Genomic DNA, 19,558 nt, shown 5'->3' with positions numbered 1-19,558 from the left:
TTCAGTCCTTCGGAACGCGGTACCGGCCACCTTTGACGACGAACACCACGTATCCCAGAATGGCCAGCAGGTACAGCGCCGTCGGTACCGCGAGAACCCAGGCGCTGACCGAGTCGCCTGTGGTCGCGCCCGCAACGCCGGTGATCCAGGCGAAGAGCAATGCCGTTGCCGCGCCGATCCAGTCGAGATCCTCGGCCATCTTCCGGTTCAGCTCCGGTCGATTCTCGGCGGCAGTCCAGTACTCGTGCATCTTTCGACTCGGCAGATTCACCATGGACGCCGGAACCTTGGGCAACCACCAACCGATACTCGCGAACAACCCGATCATCGCAAATCCGATGCCGCCCATCGTGAGCAGGAAGGACAGCTTCGACTCCATGCGATCGACCTGACCGGATCCGTCGAAGTGCGCGGGAACTCGATCCCCCGCGGTGACGGCGACCCAAATCAGAGCAGCGACGAACACCAGAGTTGACAGCAGCAGCGCCGCACGCGAAAGCTTCATCGAAGTCCACATTAGTGCCTCCGGCATCGGTGTGGTGCCGTGGCTCCGGGGCCTCCGCTCCCGTGTCACGGAAGGCACCTGTCCGCACCAATGCCGGAGGCACCGATGCCCAACAACGAGTTCGGGGACTTTCAGACCCCGATCGAGTTGGCACGTGCGTTGGTCAGCACCCTGCCTCGAAGGATGTGGACCCGCGTCCTCGAACCCACATGCGGTGTCGGGAACTTCCTGTCGGCCATCGGGGAGCGCCATCCCGATGCAGAACGTGTCGGAATCGAGGTGCAACCCGAGTACGCCGTGGCCGCATCGACATTCGGCAGAGTGATCACCGCCTCGATTTTCGATTTCGACCTTGCACGCGACATCGCATGGACATCCGCGCCCGGCCCGACTCTCGTCGTCGGCAACCCACCATGGGTGACCAATTCTCAGCTCTCGGTTCTGGGCTCGAGCAACAGACCGGCTCGTGCGAACACCGAGAACGCGCGCGGAATCGATGCGATCACCGGAAGCTCCAATTTCGACATCGCAGAATTCATTTGGATCAAGCTCCTCGCCGAGTTCAGCGATAGACCGGTGACCATCGCGATGATCTGCAAGACCCAGGTTGCTCGAAACGTGCTGTTGCACTGCGCTCGGCAGCAGCTTCCGGTGACCGGTTCGAGTCTACGAATGATCGATGCGAAGAAGTGGTTCGACGCAGGGGTCGACGCTTGCTGGTTCACCGTGGAACTCGGGCCGGGCAAGACCGACTACACCGCACAGACCTATCCGAACATCGTTGTGTCACAACCGGACAACAGAATCGGGGTCATCGACGGCCAACTCGTCGCGAACGTCGATGCGTACCAGCGCAGCAAGCAGTTCGACGGTGTCAGCCCCCACGCCTGGCGGCAGGGCATCAAACACGACGCGTCTGCCGTCATGGAACTGACCGAGAACGACGGTCCACGAACCAAACTCGGAGCCTCGGTCGACGTCGAGAGCGAGTTCCTGTTTCCACTGTTCAAGTGCACCGATGTCTACCGCGGCAAACTCACCGAAGTGTCGCGGTGGATGATAGTGCCGCAGTCGCATACCGGTGACGACACCGCGCAGCTGGCGGCCAGCGCTCCCAAGCTGTGGAAGTACCTGACCGACAACGCCGCTGTGCTCGACGGACGGAAGTCGTCGATCTACCGCAACAGGGCCCGCTTCTGCATCTTCGGTGTGGGGCCGTACACGTTTGCGCCTTACAAGATCGCGATCTCCGGGTTCCACAAGGTTCCGCAGTTCAGAATGGTCGGCCCCTACGACGGCAGACCTGCGGTGTTCGACGATGCCACCTATCTCCTGCCGTTCGAGGACCCAGCGGCCTGCGCGGTCGCCCATGCGCTGTTGACCGGCCAGGAGGCCACGGATCTCATTGCTGCACTGGCATTCTGGGACAGCAAACGACCCGTGACGAAGAAGCTGTTGCAACGCATCGACCTGCACGCGATCGCCTACGCGACCGACCCCGGAGCGCTCCGAGAGCGTGCTTCCGATGTTGCGGCCAGGAACGGTCTACTACTGGGGGCAGCATCGCTCACTCGCGCGGTAGATTTCGCGAGGGAACGGCCACAATGAATGCCGATGCTCCTCAACGACAGCCTGCTCCTGAGCTGGCTCTTCTCCTCATCGGCGGATCCATGTTCTTTGTGGCCACAGTCGTCAAGTCGGATGCGTTGTTCATTGCGTCGATTTTCCTCTGTGTCTTCGCCGGTTTCGCAGCCTTGATCTCGACGTGGTTGTCCCGTCAGAGCCGGCGAACAATCGCGCTCCTCACCATCCTCGGACTTATCCTGACCGGTATCGGTGCTGCGTTCATGGTGAAGGACGCATCGGAACCCGTCATCTTTTCACTCGGTCTTCTCATTTACCCGGGCGGCAGTCTCGCACTGTCCGGAGTCATCAACCTGGTGTCTCGCGGGCTCCGTCGCAACGACAGCTAGTTTCCACCGCGTGGCGGCCCGTGCCACGTTCGCCGAGCTGCGTCGCCAGCGAATCATTCCGTGAGGGAGCCACCCTGCGTACCGCCCGAGTGGGCCGGATAGTTTGAATCGGCACGAACGACGATAGAGACCTACGGGAGAACAATGCATCCGTTCGACACAGCAGTCGCCCTCGAGACCGTCGGCGACGGCACGTATCGCGGCAGGACATCGGCGCCGTACAACAGCATGGTCGGCCCGTTCGGTGGCATCACTGCTGCGACGTTCATCCGAGCCATCGAACGGCATCCGGAATGCCTCGGATCACCGGTCTCGCTGACGGTCAACTTCGCCGGTCCGGTGGCCGAGGGCGAATTGGAGATCTCGGCGCGCGCCGTGCGAACCAACCGAAGCAATCAGCACTGGTACCTCGAACTCGTCCAGGACGGTGCCGTCGCCACCACGGCCACGGCGGTGTTCGGAACCCGGCGCGAGACGTGGGACAACACCGAGGCCGTGGCACCGGCCGTCTCCTCCCCCGCCGAGACGCCCCGCGGTGCCTTTCCCGACGCGATCGCCTGGGCACAGAACTATGAGATGCGTTTCGTTGCAGGCGCTCTGAACGACCAGGAATCACCGGACTCGACCGAGACACTGTGGATCCGCGACACGCCACCACGCCCGGTGGACTTCGCTGCGCTGACCTCGCTCAGCGATGTGTTCTACCCCAGGATCTTTCAGCGCCTCGGTCGCTACGTGCCGGCCGGCACCATCTCGCTGACGACCCACTACTTCGCGACGCCCGAAGATCTCGAGCAGCACTCCGACGGGTACGTCCTCGGCACCGCACGAGCCCGCCGCTTCCATCAGGGTTACTTCGATCAGACGGCCGAACTGTGGACCGAAGGGGGAACGTTGCTGGCCACGAGCCACCAGGTGGTGTACTACAAGGTCTGACCCACTCCGACCGCCGTCTCGGGTTCGGTCGACGCCGTTCTGGGTAGCGTGAACCCATGACGCACCCCTCGACGCACCTCGACATCGTCGCCGCTCCCGGCGTGTTCGCCGATCTCGCGACGGCGCAGGAATTGGTCGCCAGGGCGCTGTCGGCCCGAGGACTGACGGGCGGAATCGTCGACACCGCAGCCGGTTCCGACGAGGTGATCGTCGTTCCCGGTGACGGGATCCCGATCGACACGTCGTCGCACGGCGGTGTCGTTCGGGTCGATCTCGGCCAGTGCACGCCGGACAGATCACCGGGCATCCGCGCTCACATTCGCGGCCGCGGGCTCGACGGTCTGCGGTTCGCGATCGACAGCGTGTACTTCCACCGCTTTCACCCCGGAACGATCCTGCACTACGGGGATCACCCCGAGCAACGCGTCGAGCAGCGGTTACCCGAGGGCGATGGCCCGTTTCCCGTCGCCATGCTGATCCACGGTGGCTACTGGCGTTCGCGATGGGAATTCGACCTGATGGACGCGATGGCCGTCGATCTGACCGGGCGGGGTTACGCGACGTGGAACGTCGAATATCGTCGCCCCGACGAACACGGGTGGGATGCGATGACTGGCGACGTCGCGTCCGCGCTTGCGGCTCTGGAGACGGCACCCGGCGATCTGGATCCGTCCCGGGTAGTTGTGTTCGGCCATTCAGCGGGCGGTCAGCTTGCTCTGCGCCTCGCCGCCGATTCAGCCGGGAATGCCGTAACCCCGGCTCTCGCAGTGAGTCTGGCCGGTGTCCTCGACCTACGGGTCGGCGATGAGCGCTGGCTCGGCGAGGGTGCGGTGTCGAATGCGATCGGTGCGCGATTCGCCGGTGCGCAGGAGACGTACGAGGAATCGTCGCCGATCTCGAGGCTTCCGCTCGGTGTTCCGCATCTGGTGGTGTGCGCGGTATCGGACGATCCCAACCTGCTCGAGATCAGTCGGGCGTACTACGCCGCCGCGTCGGCGGGCTCGGATTCGGTCGTCTCGGTCGAAGGCCCCGGGGGCCACTTCGCGGTCATCGACCCCGCGTCGGAGATCTATCAGGACATGGTTCGCGAGGTCGACGCCCGAATCCGAGGTACCCGAGACCACGCGTCCGGGTAAGTCAGTATCGTGCATGGTGTGACGCGCAGCACAACGACGTGTATGCCGAGACTTCAGGAGCGAGATCGATGAAGAGCACCATGCAGGACACCCCACTGTCCATCGGCCAGCTGGTTCGATTCGGGACGTCCATTCACTCCTCGGCCGAGATCACCACCTGGACGGACACCGGTCCGACCACGGTGACCTTCGGGGAATTGGGCAGGCGGGCAGCGCAACTGGCGCACGGTCTGCGGTCTATCGGCATCGACGACGATCAGCGCGTCGGAACGTTCATGTGGAACAACGCCCCGCACATGGAGGCGTACATGGCGATTCCCGCGATGGGCGCGGTGCTGCACACACTGAACATTCGACTCTTTCCCGAGCAGCTCACCTACATCGTCAACCATGCCGAGGACCAGGTGATCATCGCCGACGCGAGCCTGCTCCCCCTGCTGACACCTCTGTTGCCGACGTTCGAGACCGTGCGGCATCTCGTTGTCGTCGGCGTCGACCCGACGCAGGTCACTGCACCCGACGGTATCGAGGTGCTGGGTTACGAGGACCTACTCGCGGGCAAGCCGGAGGAGTTCGACTGGCCGGAGCTCGACGAACGATCAGCTGCCGCAATGTGTTACACCTCGGGCACCACCGGCGACCCCAAGGGAGTCGTGTATTCGCATCGCTCCATCTACCTGCATTCGATGCAGGCCTGTATGACCGACGCGATGGCGATCGCGCAGTCCGACAAGGTCTTGGCCATCGTGCCGATGTTCCACGCGATGTCGTGGGGGTTGCCCTATGCAGCGCTGATGGTCGGCGCATCGTTGATCATGCCCGACAGGTTTCTGCAGCCGGCACCGCTGGCGGAGATGATGTCGACACTGCGACCGACGGCTGCGGCGGCAGTTCCGACCATCTGGCAGGCCCTGCTCGCTCACCTGGACGAGCACCCGGCCGATCTGTCGAGTCTGCGTGACGTGGTGGTCGGCGGTGCCGCGTGTCCACCGAGTTTGATGCGGGCGTTCCACGAGAAGTACGGGGTGCACATCTCGCAGGCCTGGGGCATGACCGAGACCTCGCCTCTGGGTACCTCCGGCAAGCCCGATGCCGGGCTGTCGGCGGAGGACGAGTTCGACTTGCGTTGCACACAGGGCAGATTCGTCGCCGGAGTGCGAGCACGGCTCGTCGGCGATGCCGGTGAGGTATTGCCGTGGGACGGTAAGACCGTCGGTGAACTCGAAGTCCGTGGCCCCTGGATCACCGGCAGCTACTACCGCGCCGACGCAGACGACAAGTTCGACGACGGCTGGCTGCGGACCGGTGACGTGGGAACTATCTCCGAGGGCGGCTACCTGCGACTGACCGATCGCTCCAAGGACATCATCAAGTCCGGGGGCGAATGGATCTCCTCGGTGGAACTCGAGAATCAGGTGATGGGACACCCGGCCGTTCGCGAGGCCGCGGTGATCGGGGTGCCAGATCCGAAGTGGGATGAGCGGCCCCTGGTGGCCGTGGTCGTCCGCGAGGGTGCATCGGTGACAGCCGAAGAACTGAAGGAGTTCCTCGACAGCCGCGTCGCGCATTGGCAGTTGCCCGAACGCTGGACCTTCATCGACGAGGTCCCGAAAACCAGCGTCGGCAAATACGACAAGAAGCGACTGCGGAGTTCGCATGCCGACGGTGCTTTGGAGGTCATCGAGCTGGTCTGATCCGTTCGGTGAGTTACACGTTCCTCACGCGACCTGCGAATACCAGTAATGGTCTACCCCTAGCGTCGTAACGGACAGCGACGGCAGGAAGTGGCGAACTGTGTTGATCAACCGTTGTGCATCGGCACTCGCGGTGATATCGGCCGTTCTGCATCTGAGAATGGGCGTCGGCGGCGCGTCGGGCATGTTGGTGACCGCCATGGCGGTGGTGTGCGTTGTGTGCGCCGCCGATCTGTGGCGGTCGACGAACAATCGTGCGTGGGTAGTGATGGCGGCATCGAGTGCCGTCATGCTGCTTGCGCATGCCTCCGGTCCGGCAGGCCACCATCAGCCTGTCGTGACCGACGCTGTCAGCGGTGCATCGGCGGCCTCGATTCTCGCGGCGGTCGAACTCACGCTTGCCGCCGTCGTGGTTTTCGTTCGCACGCGCGCCATTCCGCCGGAACTTCTCCATCACCGACTGCAGGAGCCTCGATGACCGATACCTTTGCACCCGTTGTAGTTCACCCCCTCGAACCGCTGACCCCGCAGGAGATTTCGAGGACGTCGGCGATAGTCGTTCGCGAGCGGAATCTGACCTCTACTGCACGCTTCGTCTATATCGAGCTGCTGGAGCCGCCGAAAATTGATCTGCAGCAGTCGGATACGGACCGTCGAGCGTTCGTCGTCCTGCGCGACCGAGATGCGCATGCCACGTTCGAGGCAGTGGTCTCGCTCACCCACGACGCCCTGATCAGTTACACCGAGATCGCCGATGCCCAGCCACCCATCACGTTGGAAGAATTCCTTCGCTGCGAGGACGTCATCAAGGCCGATCCACGGTGGCAGGAAGCGATGGTCAAGCGTGGTGTCACCGACTTCTCGCTCGCGATGGTGGACAAGTGGGCCAGCGGCCACACCATGGAGGGCGACAACCCCGGTGGCCGACGCCTCGCCCGCCCGCTGACGTTCGTACGAAGCGAAGCGCAGGAGAACGGATATGCGCGGCCCGTCGAGAATCTTGTCGTCACAGTCGATATGGACACGATGGAGGTGGTCGACGTCGCCGACACCGGAGTGGTTCCCATCCCTCAGACTCCCGGCAACTACCTACCCGGATTCTACGAACGCCCCGGCAATGTCCCGGAGTTCTCCCACCAGCGCGCACCGATGAAGAAGATCGACATCACCCAGCCCGACGGTCCTTCGTTCACGGTGGACGGCCACTACGTCGAGTGGGCCAACTGGCACCTGCGCGTCGGTTTCACACCCCGTGAGGGGTTAGTGCTGCACGACGTCGGTTACGTCGATCGCGGGACTCTGCGGCCGATCATCCATCGGGCGTCGCTGTCGGAAATGTACGTACCGTACGGCGATCCCGGTGACAGTCAGTGGAACAAGAACGTGTTCGACGAGGGCGAGTACGGTTTGGGTGTTCTCGCCAATTCGCTTCAGCTGGGCTGTGATTGCCTCGGTGAGATTCACTACTTCGACGCGTACGTCAACGATCAGGACGGTCAGCCGATCGAACTTCCGAATGCGATCTGCATGCACGAGGAGGACTACAGCATCGGTTGGAAGCACACCGACTTTCGCGACAACGTCGGCCAGGTCCGACGCAACCGTCGCCTCGTCGTGTCGTTCTTCGCCACCGTGGGCAACTACGACTACGGCTTCTATTGGCATCTGTATCTCGACGGGTCCATCGAGTTCGAGATCAAACTGACCGGCATCATCTCCACCGGTGCCATCGAGCCGGGCCAGGTCCCCGAGTTCGGGACGCTCGTCGCTCCCGGTCTCTACGGGCCTCATCACCAACACTTCTTCAGCGTTCGCCTGGACATGAACGTGGACGGAGCACGCAACAACCTGTACGAGCTCGAAGCCGAGGCAGTGCCCGCTGGCCCCGAGAACCCGCACGGGAACGCGTGGCGTCAGACCAAGCGGCACCTCGCCACCGAGTCGGAGGCACAACGCCTCGCCGATCCACTCAGGGCCCGCTCCTGGTTGATTGCCAACGCGGACAAGAAGAACAAGCTCGGCGGGCACATCGGGTACAAAATCGAGCCGTCCGGTGCGGTCGCTCTGCCTCTGGCACAGCCCGGTTCGCAGCAGGCACGCCGAGGCGGGTTCGCCACCAAGCACCTGTGGGCGACGCCGTACGCAGAACGTGAGCGCTATGCAGCCGGTGAGTACGTGGCCCAGAATCCCGGCTACGACGGCCTGGTGGCATACACCGCGCAGGATCGCTCGCTCGAAGACGCAGACCTGGTCATCTGGCCCACGATTGCCGCTCACCACGTGGTGCGCCCCGAGGATTGGCCGGTCATGCCGGTCAGCCATGTGAGTCTGCACCTCAAGCCCACGGGATTCTTCGACGGCAATCCGATGCTGGATCTGGCACCGGAGACGCCGAAATCCGCGGGGCACTGCTGCACCGAGTAGCCAGCCACGTCCGGGCCCGGGGACTACGGTCTCCGGGCCTGCTCTTTACGTCGACGTCTCCGTGACCGACGCACTCACCAGCGACGAGGTGCGCACACTCAATCGAGTTCGGTCGGCGCGGAACAGGTCCACCGAATATTCGACGGGTCGTTCGGACTGGTCGTATCCGATGCGTTCGAGCTTCAGGATGGGCGTTCCCTCGGGTTGCCGGAGCAGCGAGCCCGCAGGCGCACTGATCGTCGCCAATTCGATGGATTCGTCTGCCATACAGACCGATACGCCGAGCCTGGTGCGCAGCGCCTCGTACACCGAGTTCAACGGGGTCTCCAGAACTCGGCCACAGATGCTGTCGCTGAGGTACATCTGCTCGAGCGACAGTGTGTCGCCGTCCGCGAAGCGCAGCCGCAGCAGCGAAACCACCGGTCCGTCTCCCAGTACCTGCGCCGCCTCCGGGCTCGGCTCGGCGATCCGCGCCGAGATGACCTTGGTCCCGTCGCGAAATCCCTGTTCGTGCAGCATCTGCGGGACGCCCTTGACGGTGTTGAGGCTTCGCAGCAGTCGCCGGCTCTGACAGAGGGACTGCGCACTTTCCGGTGACGACGAACCCGGTGTCACCGAGGTCAGGAACGCACCGCCGGCTCTCCCCTTCGTCCGTCGGATGACGCCGTCGCGTTCGAGAAGATCCAGTGCTTTGCGCAGCGTCGTCCGTGACGTGCCGAGTCGCTCGGCCAGTTCGCGTTCGGGAGGCAACCGGGCGACGGACCGCGATTCGAGCTCGGCAGCCAACCGAAGAAGCGCCGCGTGCGTCTGCTCCATCAACAGCACCGAATCACCTCGATTCACTCGTCACGACTGCAGAAGCCCATTCAATCTTCAATCAGGCCCGAGCAACACCCCTCGACCTGGGCATTAACGCACGATTAACACGGCGGGTGTCCTATGACCCGCAACCAGGTCACGCGTTACACGACGTTCACGTATCGACGAGAAAACCAGAAATGGTCTACGCCCATCGTTGCACTTACCCGAGAACGCAACATCTACCGAAGGGTGCAACACCGTGGAGGATTCCAGGTCGGCACGCGCCGCTCTCGGCGTGGAGCTCGCCCGCTCGGCGGGCGAGATCGCTCGTCGCTGGTTCGACACCTCAGCCCTCACCGTCGAACAGAAACAGGACGGTTCCCCTGTTACACAAGCGGATCGCGATATCGAGACGCACATCAGAGCCGGCGTCGCCGAGCACTTCCCCACCGACGGCTTTCTCGGGGAGGAGTTCGGTGAAACCAGTGGCACGTCCGACTACCGATGGATCGTCGACCCGATCGACGGAACCAAGTCGTTCGTGCACGGAGTTCCGCTGTACGCCAACCTGATTGCGCTCGAAGAAGGCGAGCAGATCGTCTTCGGCGTCATCAACCTACCCAGCGCAGACATCCTGATGCACGCCGAGCGCGGCAAAGGGTGCTGGAAAAACGGTGAGCAGGTACATGTGTCGACCAGGACAGATCTGGACGGTGCCTATGTGATGGCAACTTGGCTCGAGGACTGGCACCCGGATACCATCGTCGACCTCCACGCCACGGGTGCCGTGCTGAGGACCTGGGGCGACGCCTACGGCTACATGATGGTCGCGAGCGGCCAGGCCGACGCAGTGGTCGACTACACGACGCAGATCTACGATCTCGCCCCCATGCCGGTGATCATCGAGGAAGCCGGCGGCACGTTCACCTCGCTCGACGGAGCGCGAGACTTCGACAAAGGCAACGGGATTGCGACCAACGGCGCAATTCACGACTCGGTTCTCAAAATAGTCAACCAAGGATGACGCACATGAAAGAGTACATTCGCGGCCTGAGCCGAAAGAGCATCATGACGTTCTTCGGCGGTATCTACGCTCTCGCTCTGCTCTTCGCACTGTTTCCCCCGCTGTACATGTGGGGCAGTGGCATTCGCTACGAGATTCTCGGCATTCCGTTCGCCATCATGTACTGGCTGATCAACGGAGTCGTTCTCGGTCTCACTCTCTGGGGTCTCTACATCGTCGAGGACATCCGCGGCGAACTCGACGAGGATCTCCTCCCCGCTACCGCACCGCTGACTGGAGAATGACATGTTGATCATGCTGGGAATGCTCGGCGTCTTCTACGCCGTCGTCATCTTCATCCTCTACACCACCCAACAGAAGACCTCCCCCACGTTCGACGAGTACTCGGTGGGCGGTCGCAGCTACGGTCCCTGGTACGTCGCGATGAGCTACGTCAACTCGTGGTGGCCGGGCTCGGTGTTCATCGCGTTCTTCGGACTCGCAAGCGGCGCAGGAGTATTCGGACTGTACGGTCTCGCGTACTCCAGCCTCGGTGTCGCCATGATGTACTTCATGGCCACCCGCGCCTGGCGCTGGGGAGCGAAGTACAACCTCCGTTCACAACCCGACCTGCTGGGCCTGCGCTTCAACTCGCGCGCCACCAAGATCGTCGCCAGCGTCATCGGTATCGTCTCGCTCTTCCCCTGGGTCGTGCTCGGCATGCAGGCACTCGGCGAGGTCTTTCAGATCGCCAGTGCCGGAGCATGGTCGGTCACCACGTGCCTGTTCGTCGGCCTGGCCGTCATCGTCATCCGCCAGTACTGGACCGTCAAGATGGGCATGCGCGGCCTGATCATGACCGACATGTTCCAAGGTCTGGTCGCCTACGTCTTCTCTGCGGCACTGTGCCTGATTCTGCTCTCCGGTGTCGCCGGCGGTCCGATCAGCTTCTCGACCCTCGGAGACGTCGCCGACGAGTACCTGCGTGTTCCCGGAGACGGCGACTCCTACGGCCCGTTCTACCTCTTCGCGCTCATCTTCACCGGTGTCGTCGGATCGCTGTGCTGGCCGACGAGCTTCCAGCGCATCTACACCGCATCCAGTGTCCGCGCAGTCAAGTCCGGCACCATCCGCACCGTGCTGATCTCCGGCGTCTTCTACTCCCTGCTCATGCTCGTCGGCATCGCCGGCACGGTCATTCCCGCCGTCGCCGACTCGCCGCAGACCGGCTGGTTCACCATTGCCGAAAGCTACGGCGGGACGTGGCTTCTGGGGCTCGCCGCCACCATGGTGTTCGCCGCGTCCATGGGCCACATCGACGGCAGCGTGCAGGTCTGCGGACTGCAGATCGCCAACGACATCGTCAACTCCGACAAGCGCAAGCTCACCGACAGCCAGCTCACCAAGGTGGCCAAGACCAGCATGCTCGCGTTCATGGCAGCGGCGGCCATCGTTGCCTACGCCACCTTCAACATGACACGCCTGCAACTCCTCGCGCAGATCTCGTACCAAGGCGTTGTGCAGCTTGCCATTCCACTGTTCCTGGGCATCTTTTGGCGAGGCGGCAACGGTAAGGGCGCAGTCGCCGGAATGATCTCCGGCTTCACCGTCGCACTGGTGCTCACCGCCATCTTCCCGGACGACATCGTCGGGCTCGGCAGCCTCACCGGTGGCGTCGTCGGCATGGCCGTCAACCTGGCCGTGTTCCTCATCGTCTCCAAAGCCACCGGAACCACGGCCGAGGAGAAGGCCCGCGTCGACGAGATGTTCGAGGTCGGCAAGCGTCCTACCCGCACGGCACCGGTCGACCTGTCCTTCGAGGACCAGATCGAGGAACTGGCCACCAACCCCGCACCGGAAAAGATCTGACCGTGACATTTCTCGACGACTTCGCCGCTATGTCGCAGTTCGGTGCCACCGCCGCCGGTGGTGTACACCGCGAGGCAGCAACCGCCGACGACGGTCGAACCAGGCGGTTCCTCGCCGACTGGTTCGACCGGCACGGCTTCACCACCACTGTCGACGCGGTGGGAAACATGTACGGCACCGTGGAATTTGCGCCAGGCGCACCGTACGTCCTCGTCGGTTCGCATCTCGACAGTCAGCCGACCGCCGGGAAGTACGACGGGGCCTACGGGGTCCTCGCCGCGGCCCACGCTGCGTACGAGGTCGCCGAGTGTGTCGAACGTGGCTCGGTCGCACCACAATTCAACCTTGCGGTGGTGAACTGGTTCAACGAGGAAGGCTCCCGCTTCTCGCCCAGTCTGATGGGAAGCGGGGTCTTCATCGGCAAGTTCGAGGCCGACGACATCCTGAAGGTCACCGACCGCAGTGGTGTCAGCGTGCGGGATGCTCTGTCCGATATCGGTTTCCACGGCAATGATTCCGCTCCCGAGGCCGCCTCCTACGCCGAGATCCACATCGAACAGGGTCCCATCCTCGAGAGCACTGGCACGACAATCGGCATCGTCACCGCCAACTGGGCCGCACGGAAGTACTCGATCACCGTGCACGGCGAGCAGTCCCACACCGGCGCAACTCATATGGCCCTGCGCCACGACGCGTTGGTCGGCGCATCCCGCATCGTGCTCGCTGCCCGCGATCTCACGACCCAGTTTCCGGAACAGGCGCTGCTGGCCTCGGTCGGCGAGTTCGACGTCGAACCCAATTCCCCGATCGTCGTGCCGTCGAAGGTCACCATGGCCATCGACATCCGGTCCTCCGATCCCGAGATTCTCGAGCAGGCCCACGAGAAGATGCTTGCAGCAATCGATTCCGTGAACGCCGACGGGGAGGTGCGGGTCAGCATCGACACCTCGGCGCTGCGTCCGTCCACGAGCTACCAGATCGAGGGCGTCGAACTCGCCGAGGAAGCCGCCGAGTCCCTCGGATTGTCGTGTCGACGGATGCTCACCATGGCAGGCCACGACTCGGTGAATCTCAAGGACGTCGTTCCGACGGTGATGCTGTTCGTCCCCAGTGTCGACGGCATCTCGCACAGCGAGAAAGAGCTGACCCACGACACCGACCTACTCGACGGCGTGAAGATGCTCGCCGAGACGGTAGCGCGCATGGTGCGCGGCGATATCGGGGTCGGCCTGCCCGTCGAACTCGCCGGCACGAAAGGCACTCGATGAATCCACTCTTGACGAAGACGATCGCCGAGATCCGCGAGGCGTTCGGCAGCGGTGAGACCACTCCCCTGCAGCTGCTCGATGCCACCCTGGAGCATCTGGCGGCCATCGACCCCGTGATCAACGCGATGGCGTACCTGGATGAGTCCGGTGCACGTGCGGCAGCTCAGGCCGCGACCGATCGACTCGTATCCGGTCGTGCCCGAGGCGATCTGGACGGCATTCCAGTGACGATCAAGGACAGCATCAATGCGATCGGGATGCCGTGGCGGCACGGCGTCGCCGCGAATGCGGACCTGCCGATGTCGACCGTCGACGCACCACCGGCTGCGCGACTGAAGGAAGCCGGTGCAGTCATCGTCGGGAAGACGACCATGCCCGACATGGGGATGATGGCAGCCGGCGTCAGCTCGCTGTACGGAATCACCCGTAATCCCTGGGATCTGTCCCGTAACACCGGCGGGTCCAGTGCCGGCGCAGGTGCGTCGTTGGCGTCGGGCATCGGTTTCGGTTCTGTCGGTTCCGATATCGCCGGGTCGGTGCGGTTGCCTGCGGGACACTGCGGGCTCGTCGCACTGAAGCCGACGCAGGGCCGCATTCCGCATACCGCTCCGTCGACCATGCGATCGGCCGGTCCGATGGCGCGCACCGTCGACGATCTCATCGATCTCTACGGTGTCATCTCGAGGCCCGATCCACGGGACACGTGGAGCCTGCCCTACGAGGACACCACCGACATACGCGCAGGCCTGGCTCCTGCCGGACTCCGCATCGGCGTCATGCTGGACATGGGCTACGGTCCCACCGTTTCCGACGACGTACAGGCCGTGGTGCGTTATGCAGCAATGCAACTGAGTGCAGCGGGTGCCGTGGTCACCGAAATGCCGCCGATCTTCGGCGCAGATCCGTACCCTGCGTTGGATCGTCTGTTCCAGGTTCGTGCGCGCACGGAGTGGGAGGCCATTCCCGAGGATCGTCGATCGCAGGTACTGCCCGCGGTCGCGGACTGGGCCAGGGCGGCGGCAGGGTATTCGGCGGCTCGGTTCTCGCGCGACACCGATGCGGTGATGCGCTCGCAGGAGATGATTCGGGCGCAGACGGCCGAATTCGACTTCGTCATCTCGCCGGTCATACCGACGGTGGGTTTCGGGGCCGAAGTGGTCGGGCTCGACCCGGCACAACCATTGGGCCACTGCAGTTTCACCGCGTGGTTCAACCAGACCGCACAACCTGCGTCGGCGCTCTGCTTCGGCTTCAGCGCGCACATGCCCGTCGGGATCCAGGTCGTCGGACCGCGGTTCGCAGATCAGGCAGTGCTCCGGCTGACGAAATGGCTCGAGGGTGCGCGCGGATTCGAGATGGACTGGCCGACAGCTGTGGCCGCTGACACCATCGGAGCACTGGGATGACTGTGCGACAGACATTGAGCGAGTTGGGTATCTGGGCGACGGGCGACCTGACGCTGGACCCCAGTACCACCATGGCGAGCCCCAGTTGGTGGGGCGCTGACTCCGAGCGCTATTCGGCGCGGGCCGAGGTTGCGGACTCAGGGGCAGGGTCGGCCGCATACGTGAAGGTGATGGAACCTCATGCCCGCGACTACATCGATATCGCAGCAACATTCGCCGCTGCAACCGCGGCCGGTGACGCGGGCATCGGCCCCGCTGTCTTCTTCTCCGACGCAGCGTCCGGTGTGCTGGTGATGGAGGATTTCACCGGACTCTGTTCGACCGCAACGCTCGATCTGTTCGACGAGTATGCGAACGTCGAAAAGCTCGTGGCACTGCGGACCTCCGTTCACCGGCTCAGCGGAATCACCAGACGTGCGTCGGTGTTCGAGGACCTTGCCCATGTGCGGGGCCTGGTCGAACGGGTCGGCGGCGCATTGCCGGCCGACTTCAACTGGATGCTGCGCACTCTCGGGCCCGCCGAAGCGCGGATCGACAGCGCCGGCGTCGACGCGGTGCCATGCCACGGAGACGGCAATGTCTCCAACGTCCTAGTGCTCGACGACGGCAGCATGCGGCTCGTCGACTGGGACGTTGCGGCACTGATGGATCCGTTGCAGGACATCGGTGCGTTGCTCGCGGAGATCCGCCCGTTCGACACCGACGCACGTGAGGTGTTCGAGATGATGTGGGGATCGTTCGACAGTGCGCTGTTCGATCGAGCCCGCATCTACGGCATCGCCGACTCCCTGCGGTGGGCCCTCATCGGCTCGTATGCGGACGCGATGAGGCCGGGTACCCACGAGTACTCGAAGTTCTCCGACTGGCAGTTCCTGAGGGCGCGCGCTGGGCTGCGCGACCCGCATTTCGACGACCGAGTACGGAATATCTGAGGTGGCCATGAACGAGATCGCACTGGGATCCGCCCACACCGAACCCGAACGGCAGGTGGAGAAAGCCCTCGCCGCCGTTGCGGAGTGGGAGGGACTGAACATCACCTATGCCCCGGTACCCGGAGGGTTGATGAACAGCAATTGGCGCATCACCGTCGAAGGGAAGCCCAAGCGCTACTTCATGAAACTCCCCGGTGCCGGAACGGATTCGTTCATCGACCGGTCGATGGCCAACGAAGCGGCCCGTCGCGCAGGCGCTTTGGACATCGGACCCGAGGTAGTGCTGTTCGATCCGGTGACCGGCGTGGAGGTGATCGAGTTCCTCGAAGGCTATCGTGCGTGCACCAACGGTGACCTCAAGCGACCCGAGATTCCCCTCGGCATGATCGATCTGTATCGCGTGCTGCACTCGGGAAGCAAGCTCAGCATCACGAAGACTATTTTCGACATGATCGACGAACACCTCGATCAGGTTGCCGAACTCGGCGTGCGGTTGCCGCGCGACGCCGAGGTGATCCTCGCGGAATACGGCCAGGCGAAGAACGCGATGCTGGCGTCCGGTCTGGATCTGGTTGCGTGTCACAACGACCCGATGCCGGGCAACATCCTGATCGGCGACGGCCTGCCGATGAAGTTGGTGGACTACGAGTTCGCGTCGAACAACGACCGCGCCTACGAGCTGGCCGTGATGATCACCGAGATGTTCTACGGCGAGCAGCAGACGATGGAATTGATCGAGGAGTTCTACGGCAAAGCCGAGTGGTCGATGATCTCCCGGGTGCAGGTATGCAGCGCACTCGCCGACGTCAAATGGGGGCTGTGGGGTTGCATGAACCACAAGCTCAGCACCGCATGGGATTTCGACTACCACAAGTACGGAACCTGGAAGCTCGCCCGCGCGAGGATGAAGATGGCGGATCCGCGTTGGGCGTTCTGGCTGCAGGGGTTGTGAGGTGACCACACTCGATCGCGTCGGAGCCCTGAGCGTCAACGGTTTCGATGCGTCCTCGGCAGTGGGTCTCAGCACTCGCACGCTCGATCTGGTCGAGCGCCGAAGGCGGGTACTCGGGCCCGCCTATCACCTGATGTACGAGACCCCGCTCGAGTTGGTACGGGGCGAGGGTGTGTATGTGTACGACGCCGATGGCACGCGATACCTCGACATGTACAACAACGTTGCCAGCGTGGGCCATTGCCATCCCAGGGTGGTCGAGGCCGTCACTCGGCAGATGTCGTTGATCAACACGCACACGCGGTACCTGCACGATGCGGTGATCGGCTACGCCGAGGATCTGGTCGGCACCTTCCCCGACCGGTTGGACACCGCGATGTTCACGTGCACCGGGTCCGAGGCCAACGACCTCGCTCTCCGGATCGCACGGCACGCGACCGGCGGTCAGGGCATCATCGTCACCGAAAGTGCTTATCACGGAGGGACGGTGGATGTGGCGGCATGTTCGCCGTCGATGGGTCCGGCGTCCGTTCGCGACGCTCCGTGGTTGCGGACGGTTCCGGCACCGGATGCGTACCGGGTCGTGGGCGATCTGGGGACGTGGTTCGCCGAGCAGGTGCAGGCGCAGATCGACGACCTTGCCGCGTCCGGTATCGGTATCGCGGCTCTGCTCATCGACTCGATCTTCGCGTCCGATGGGGTCTTGCCGGAGCCGACACCCTTCCTGAAGCCTGCGGCAGATGTCGTTCACGCAGCGGGTGGGATGTTGATCGCCGACGAGGTGCAGCCAGGCTTCGGCCGGCTGGGCGCATCGATGTGGGGCTTCGAGCGGCACGGATTGCTGCCCGACATCGTCACGATGGGCAAACCGATGGGCAACGGCATGCCCATCGCCGGACTGGTCATGCAGAGTTCACTGGCCGAGCAGTTCGGACGAGACCTGCGCTATTTCAACACTTTCGGCGGCAATCCCGTGACAATCTCTGCGGCGCAGGCGGTACTCGATGTGATACAAGACGAGGACCTGGTGTCAAACTCCGCCGCGATGGGTGAGCGCATGCTGGCAGGCCTGCGCACGGTCGCTGATCGCGTCGATTCCATCGGGGACGTCCGGGGTGCGGGATTGTTCGTCGGAGTCGAATTCATCGGCCCTGCAGGTCAACCGGATCCGGCCGAGGCATTGCGCGTGGTCAACGCCATGAAGAAACGCGGGGTGCTGATCTCGGCCACCGGTCTGTACGGAAATACCCTGAAAATCAGACCGCCGTTGAGCATCGAGGCGGCGGAAGTCGACTACTTCCTCGAACAGTTCGCGACAGTCCTGGCCTGACGGGTGGGGCTACCTTCACCGGGCTGCTCGGTGCGCTGAACGGCGCGTGACGGGGACTCGTCGGACCTCGTTGCTCGCGAGACCCAGTAGAGCGTTGTGGCAGATTGCTACACTGGCGGTACTGCTGCGGCGATAGGACATCACATGGGCACCACCTCGTCTCTACGTATCGACGACGAACTCTACGATGCGGCAAAAGTGGCCGGATCTGCTGCAAGCCGAAGTGCCGCCCAACAGATTGCCCACTGGGCATTGATCGGCCGTGAGATGGAGCTTTCACATCGAGTCTCGGCACGCGATATTGCCGATGTGCTCGCAGGTAAGGCGCTCTATGACGACCTGACGCCGCACAGGCAGGCCGTCGTTCGCGCGGAGTGGACAGAACAGATCGAATCGGTGACGGAGTCGCTCGACTTCGAGAGTGAATTCACTGCAGAAGGTCGCTCGTACGTCGAGTCGGACGAGGACGGCAACGTCGAGTGGAGCAACCATCGATAGAGCGCGCTCCCGAGACAGCCCATCGTGACAACACCGATTTCGGACCCGGTACTTCATCTACTCGCTGGACCCAATGGTGCCGGCAAGAGCACGTTCAACGCGCGCGTACTGTCACCCGTCACGCATCTTCCGTTCGTCAATGCCGACGAGATCGCGCACGATCGATGGCCCGGCGACGAGTCTGCGCACGCCTACGATGCGTCGAAAGTTGCTGCCGAGCTGCGTGCGGAATTCCTCTCGGCACGATCGTCGTTCGTCACCGAGACCGTCTTCTCGCACGAGTCCAAGGTCGAACTGGTCCAGTCTGCCGTCAGTGCAGGCTATTTGGTGACGCTGCACGTCATCACAATTCCCGTCGAAACGGCTGTGGCCCGAGTAAAAAACCGTGTCGATCAAGGCGGTCATTCGGTCCCGGAGGCGAAAATTCGCGAACGTTACGACCGGTTGTGGCCTCTCCTTCGCTCTGCGGTCGAGATGGTGGATCGCGCTCAGGTGTACGACAATTCATCAGCGCGACGCCCATTCCGCACGATTGCGCGGTTCGATCGCGGTCACCTCGTAGGACAGGCCGAATGGCCCAGCTGGTTGCCACCGGCCCTGCGTTCTTAACCTCCCTGTCCCGCTGATCGCATTCTGCACATCTCGCCTGAATAGGAACGATCGAGAGACGGTTGGCATATCAGCCTGCGATCGACTGCACCGGACCCAACGAAGTCAGTGTTCTTTGGGCAACGCGTTCGAGCTGACGCCGCGTTGAAGTGCCCCGGGTTTGATGGAGACATCGATTACCCGGAAGGATCACCAGATCATGGGAGCACCTCGCAAATACCC

The 19,558-nt window shown here is 63.2% G+C and carries 19 protein-coding genes; 17 read left to right on the top strand and 2 right to left on the bottom strand.

What is annotated here, in order from left to right; genetic code table 11:
• Position 1: 1 nt before the first annotated feature.
• Positions 2–505 carry a DUF1648 domain-containing protein gene (locus R4P47_RS21215; RefSeq protein ID WP_317785640.1) on the bottom strand — a complete coding sequence of 168 codons (504 nt, stop codon included), beginning with the start codon at positions 503–505 and terminating at the stop codon, positions 2–4.
• A 105-nt stretch (positions 506–610) separates the two neighbouring features.
• Here R4P47_RS21215 and R4P47_RS21210 point away from each other — a divergent pair, with 105 nt between their 5' ends.
• The 7 genes from R4P47_RS21210 to R4P47_RS21180 all read left to right on the top strand — a co-directional run bounded on the left by R4P47_RS21210 (position 611) and on the right by R4P47_RS21180 (position 8,668).
• Positions 611–2,113: an SAM-dependent methyltransferase gene (locus tag R4P47_RS21210; protein WP_317785639.1), complete on the top strand. Its 1,503-nt coding sequence runs from the start codon at positions 611–613 to the stop codon at positions 2,111–2,113.
• The gene (locus R4P47_RS21205) at positions 2,110–2,478 is read left to right on the top strand and encodes a hypothetical protein (RefSeq protein ID WP_317785638.1); all 369 of its coding nucleotides are present in this window, start codon (positions 2,110–2,112) and stop codon (positions 2,476–2,478) included. The genes R4P47_RS21210 and R4P47_RS21205 overlap by 4 nt, the downstream gene beginning before the upstream one ends.
• 144 nt (positions 2,479–2,622) lie before the next feature.
• On the top strand, positions 2,623–3,414 hold the full coding sequence (locus tag R4P47_RS21200; protein ID WP_317785637.1) for a thioesterase family protein: 792 nt from the start codon (positions 2,623–2,625) through the stop codon (positions 3,412–3,414).
• Positions 3,415–3,470: 56 nt separating this feature from the next.
• Positions 3,471–4,550, top strand: coding sequence for an alpha/beta hydrolase (locus R4P47_RS21195; protein ID WP_317785636.1), 1,080 nt, complete (start codon positions 3,471–3,473; stop codon positions 4,548–4,550).
• Positions 4,551–4,618: 68 nt separating this feature from the next.
• Complete coding sequence (locus R4P47_RS21190) at positions 4,619–6,244, top strand: long-chain fatty acid--CoA ligase (RefSeq protein WP_317785635.1); 1,626 nt, start codon at positions 4,619–4,621, stop codon at positions 6,242–6,244.
• A gap of 100 nt (positions 6,245–6,344) precedes the next feature.
• The gene (locus R4P47_RS21185) at positions 6,345–6,722 is read left to right on the top strand and encodes a hypothetical protein (protein ID WP_094613416.1); all 378 of its coding nucleotides are present in this window, start codon (positions 6,345–6,347) and stop codon (positions 6,720–6,722) included.
• Positions 6,719–8,668 carry a primary-amine oxidase gene (locus R4P47_RS21180; RefSeq protein ID WP_317785634.1) on the top strand — a complete coding sequence of 650 codons (1,950 nt, stop codon included), beginning with the start codon at positions 6,719–6,721 and terminating at the stop codon, positions 8,666–8,668. Before R4P47_RS21185 ends, R4P47_RS21180 begins: the two co-directional genes overlap by 4 nt.
• 45 nt (positions 8,669–8,713) lie before the next feature.
• Here the strand turns inward: R4P47_RS21180 and R4P47_RS21175 are convergent, their stop codons facing one another.
• The gene (locus tag R4P47_RS21175) at positions 8,714–9,484 is read right to left on the bottom strand and encodes a GntR family transcriptional regulator (protein ID WP_094668940.1); all 771 of its coding nucleotides are present in this window, start codon (positions 9,482–9,484) and stop codon (positions 8,714–8,716) included.
• A 244-nt stretch (positions 9,485–9,728) separates the two neighbouring features.
• Between R4P47_RS21175 and R4P47_RS21170 the strand changes: the two genes are divergently transcribed.
• From R4P47_RS21170 to R4P47_RS21125, 10 genes are all read left to right on the top strand, one after another.
• Entirely contained in the window at positions 9,729–10,493 is a 765-nt protein-coding gene (locus tag R4P47_RS21170) for an inositol monophosphatase family protein (protein WP_269595406.1), read from the top strand.
• 5 nt (positions 10,494–10,498) lie between these two features.
• Positions 10,499–10,777, top strand: coding sequence for a hypothetical protein (locus tag R4P47_RS21165; protein ID WP_094640059.1), 279 nt, complete (start codon positions 10,499–10,501; stop codon positions 10,775–10,777).
• Position 10,778: 1 nt separating this feature from the next.
• Positions 10,779–12,341 (top strand): sodium:solute symporter family protein, encoded by a 1,563-nt coding sequence (locus tag R4P47_RS21160; protein ID WP_317785633.1) that lies wholly within the window; start codon positions 10,779–10,781, stop codon positions 12,339–12,341.
• Positions 12,342–12,370: 29 nt separating this feature from the next.
• A complete protein-coding gene (locus tag R4P47_RS21155; protein WP_317785673.1) occupies positions 12,371–13,609 on the top strand; it encodes a M20 family metallo-hydrolase in 1,239 nt (412 codons plus the stop codon).
• The gene (locus R4P47_RS21150; protein WP_317785632.1) at positions 13,606–15,015 is read left to right on the top strand and encodes an amidase; all 1,410 of its coding nucleotides are present in this window, start codon (positions 13,606–13,608) and stop codon (positions 15,013–15,015) included. Before R4P47_RS21155 ends, R4P47_RS21150 begins: the two co-directional genes overlap by 4 nt.
• Positions 15,012–15,947, top strand: coding sequence for a phosphotransferase family protein (locus tag R4P47_RS21145; RefSeq protein WP_317785631.1), 936 nt, complete (start codon positions 15,012–15,014; stop codon positions 15,945–15,947). The genes R4P47_RS21150 and R4P47_RS21145 overlap by 4 nt, the downstream gene beginning before the upstream one ends.
• 7 nt (positions 15,948–15,954) lie before the next feature.
• Positions 15,955–16,899 carry a phosphotransferase gene (locus R4P47_RS21140; protein ID WP_317785630.1) on the top strand — a complete coding sequence of 315 codons (945 nt, stop codon included), beginning with the start codon at positions 15,955–15,957 and terminating at the stop codon, positions 16,897–16,899.
• Position 16,900: 1 nt separating this feature from the next.
• Positions 16,901–18,229, top strand: a complete 1,329-nt coding sequence (locus R4P47_RS21135; protein ID WP_317785629.1) for an aspartate aminotransferase family protein — start codon at positions 16,901–16,903, stop codon at positions 18,227–18,229.
• 144 nt (positions 18,230–18,373) lie between these two features.
• Positions 18,374–18,727, top strand: coding sequence for a TA system antitoxin ParD family protein (locus R4P47_RS21130; protein WP_149407812.1), 354 nt, complete (start codon positions 18,374–18,376; stop codon positions 18,725–18,727).
• Between the two features lie 24 nt (positions 18,728–18,751).
• Positions 18,752–19,336: a zeta toxin family protein gene (locus R4P47_RS21125; RefSeq protein WP_317785628.1), complete on the top strand. Its 585-nt coding sequence runs from the start codon at positions 18,752–18,754 to the stop codon at positions 19,334–19,336.
• Positions 19,337–19,558 lie beyond the last annotated feature (222 nt).

The sequence above is a fragment of the Rhodococcus sp. IEGM 1370 genome, assembly GCF_033142325.1.
In the GTDB taxonomy this organism is placed as follows: domain Bacteria; phylum Actinomycetota; class Actinomycetes; order Mycobacteriales; family Mycobacteriaceae; genus Rhodococcoides.
The sequence above is the reverse complement of the archived record's forward strand: the minus strand, read 5'-3'. Positions and strand labels throughout refer to the sequence as shown.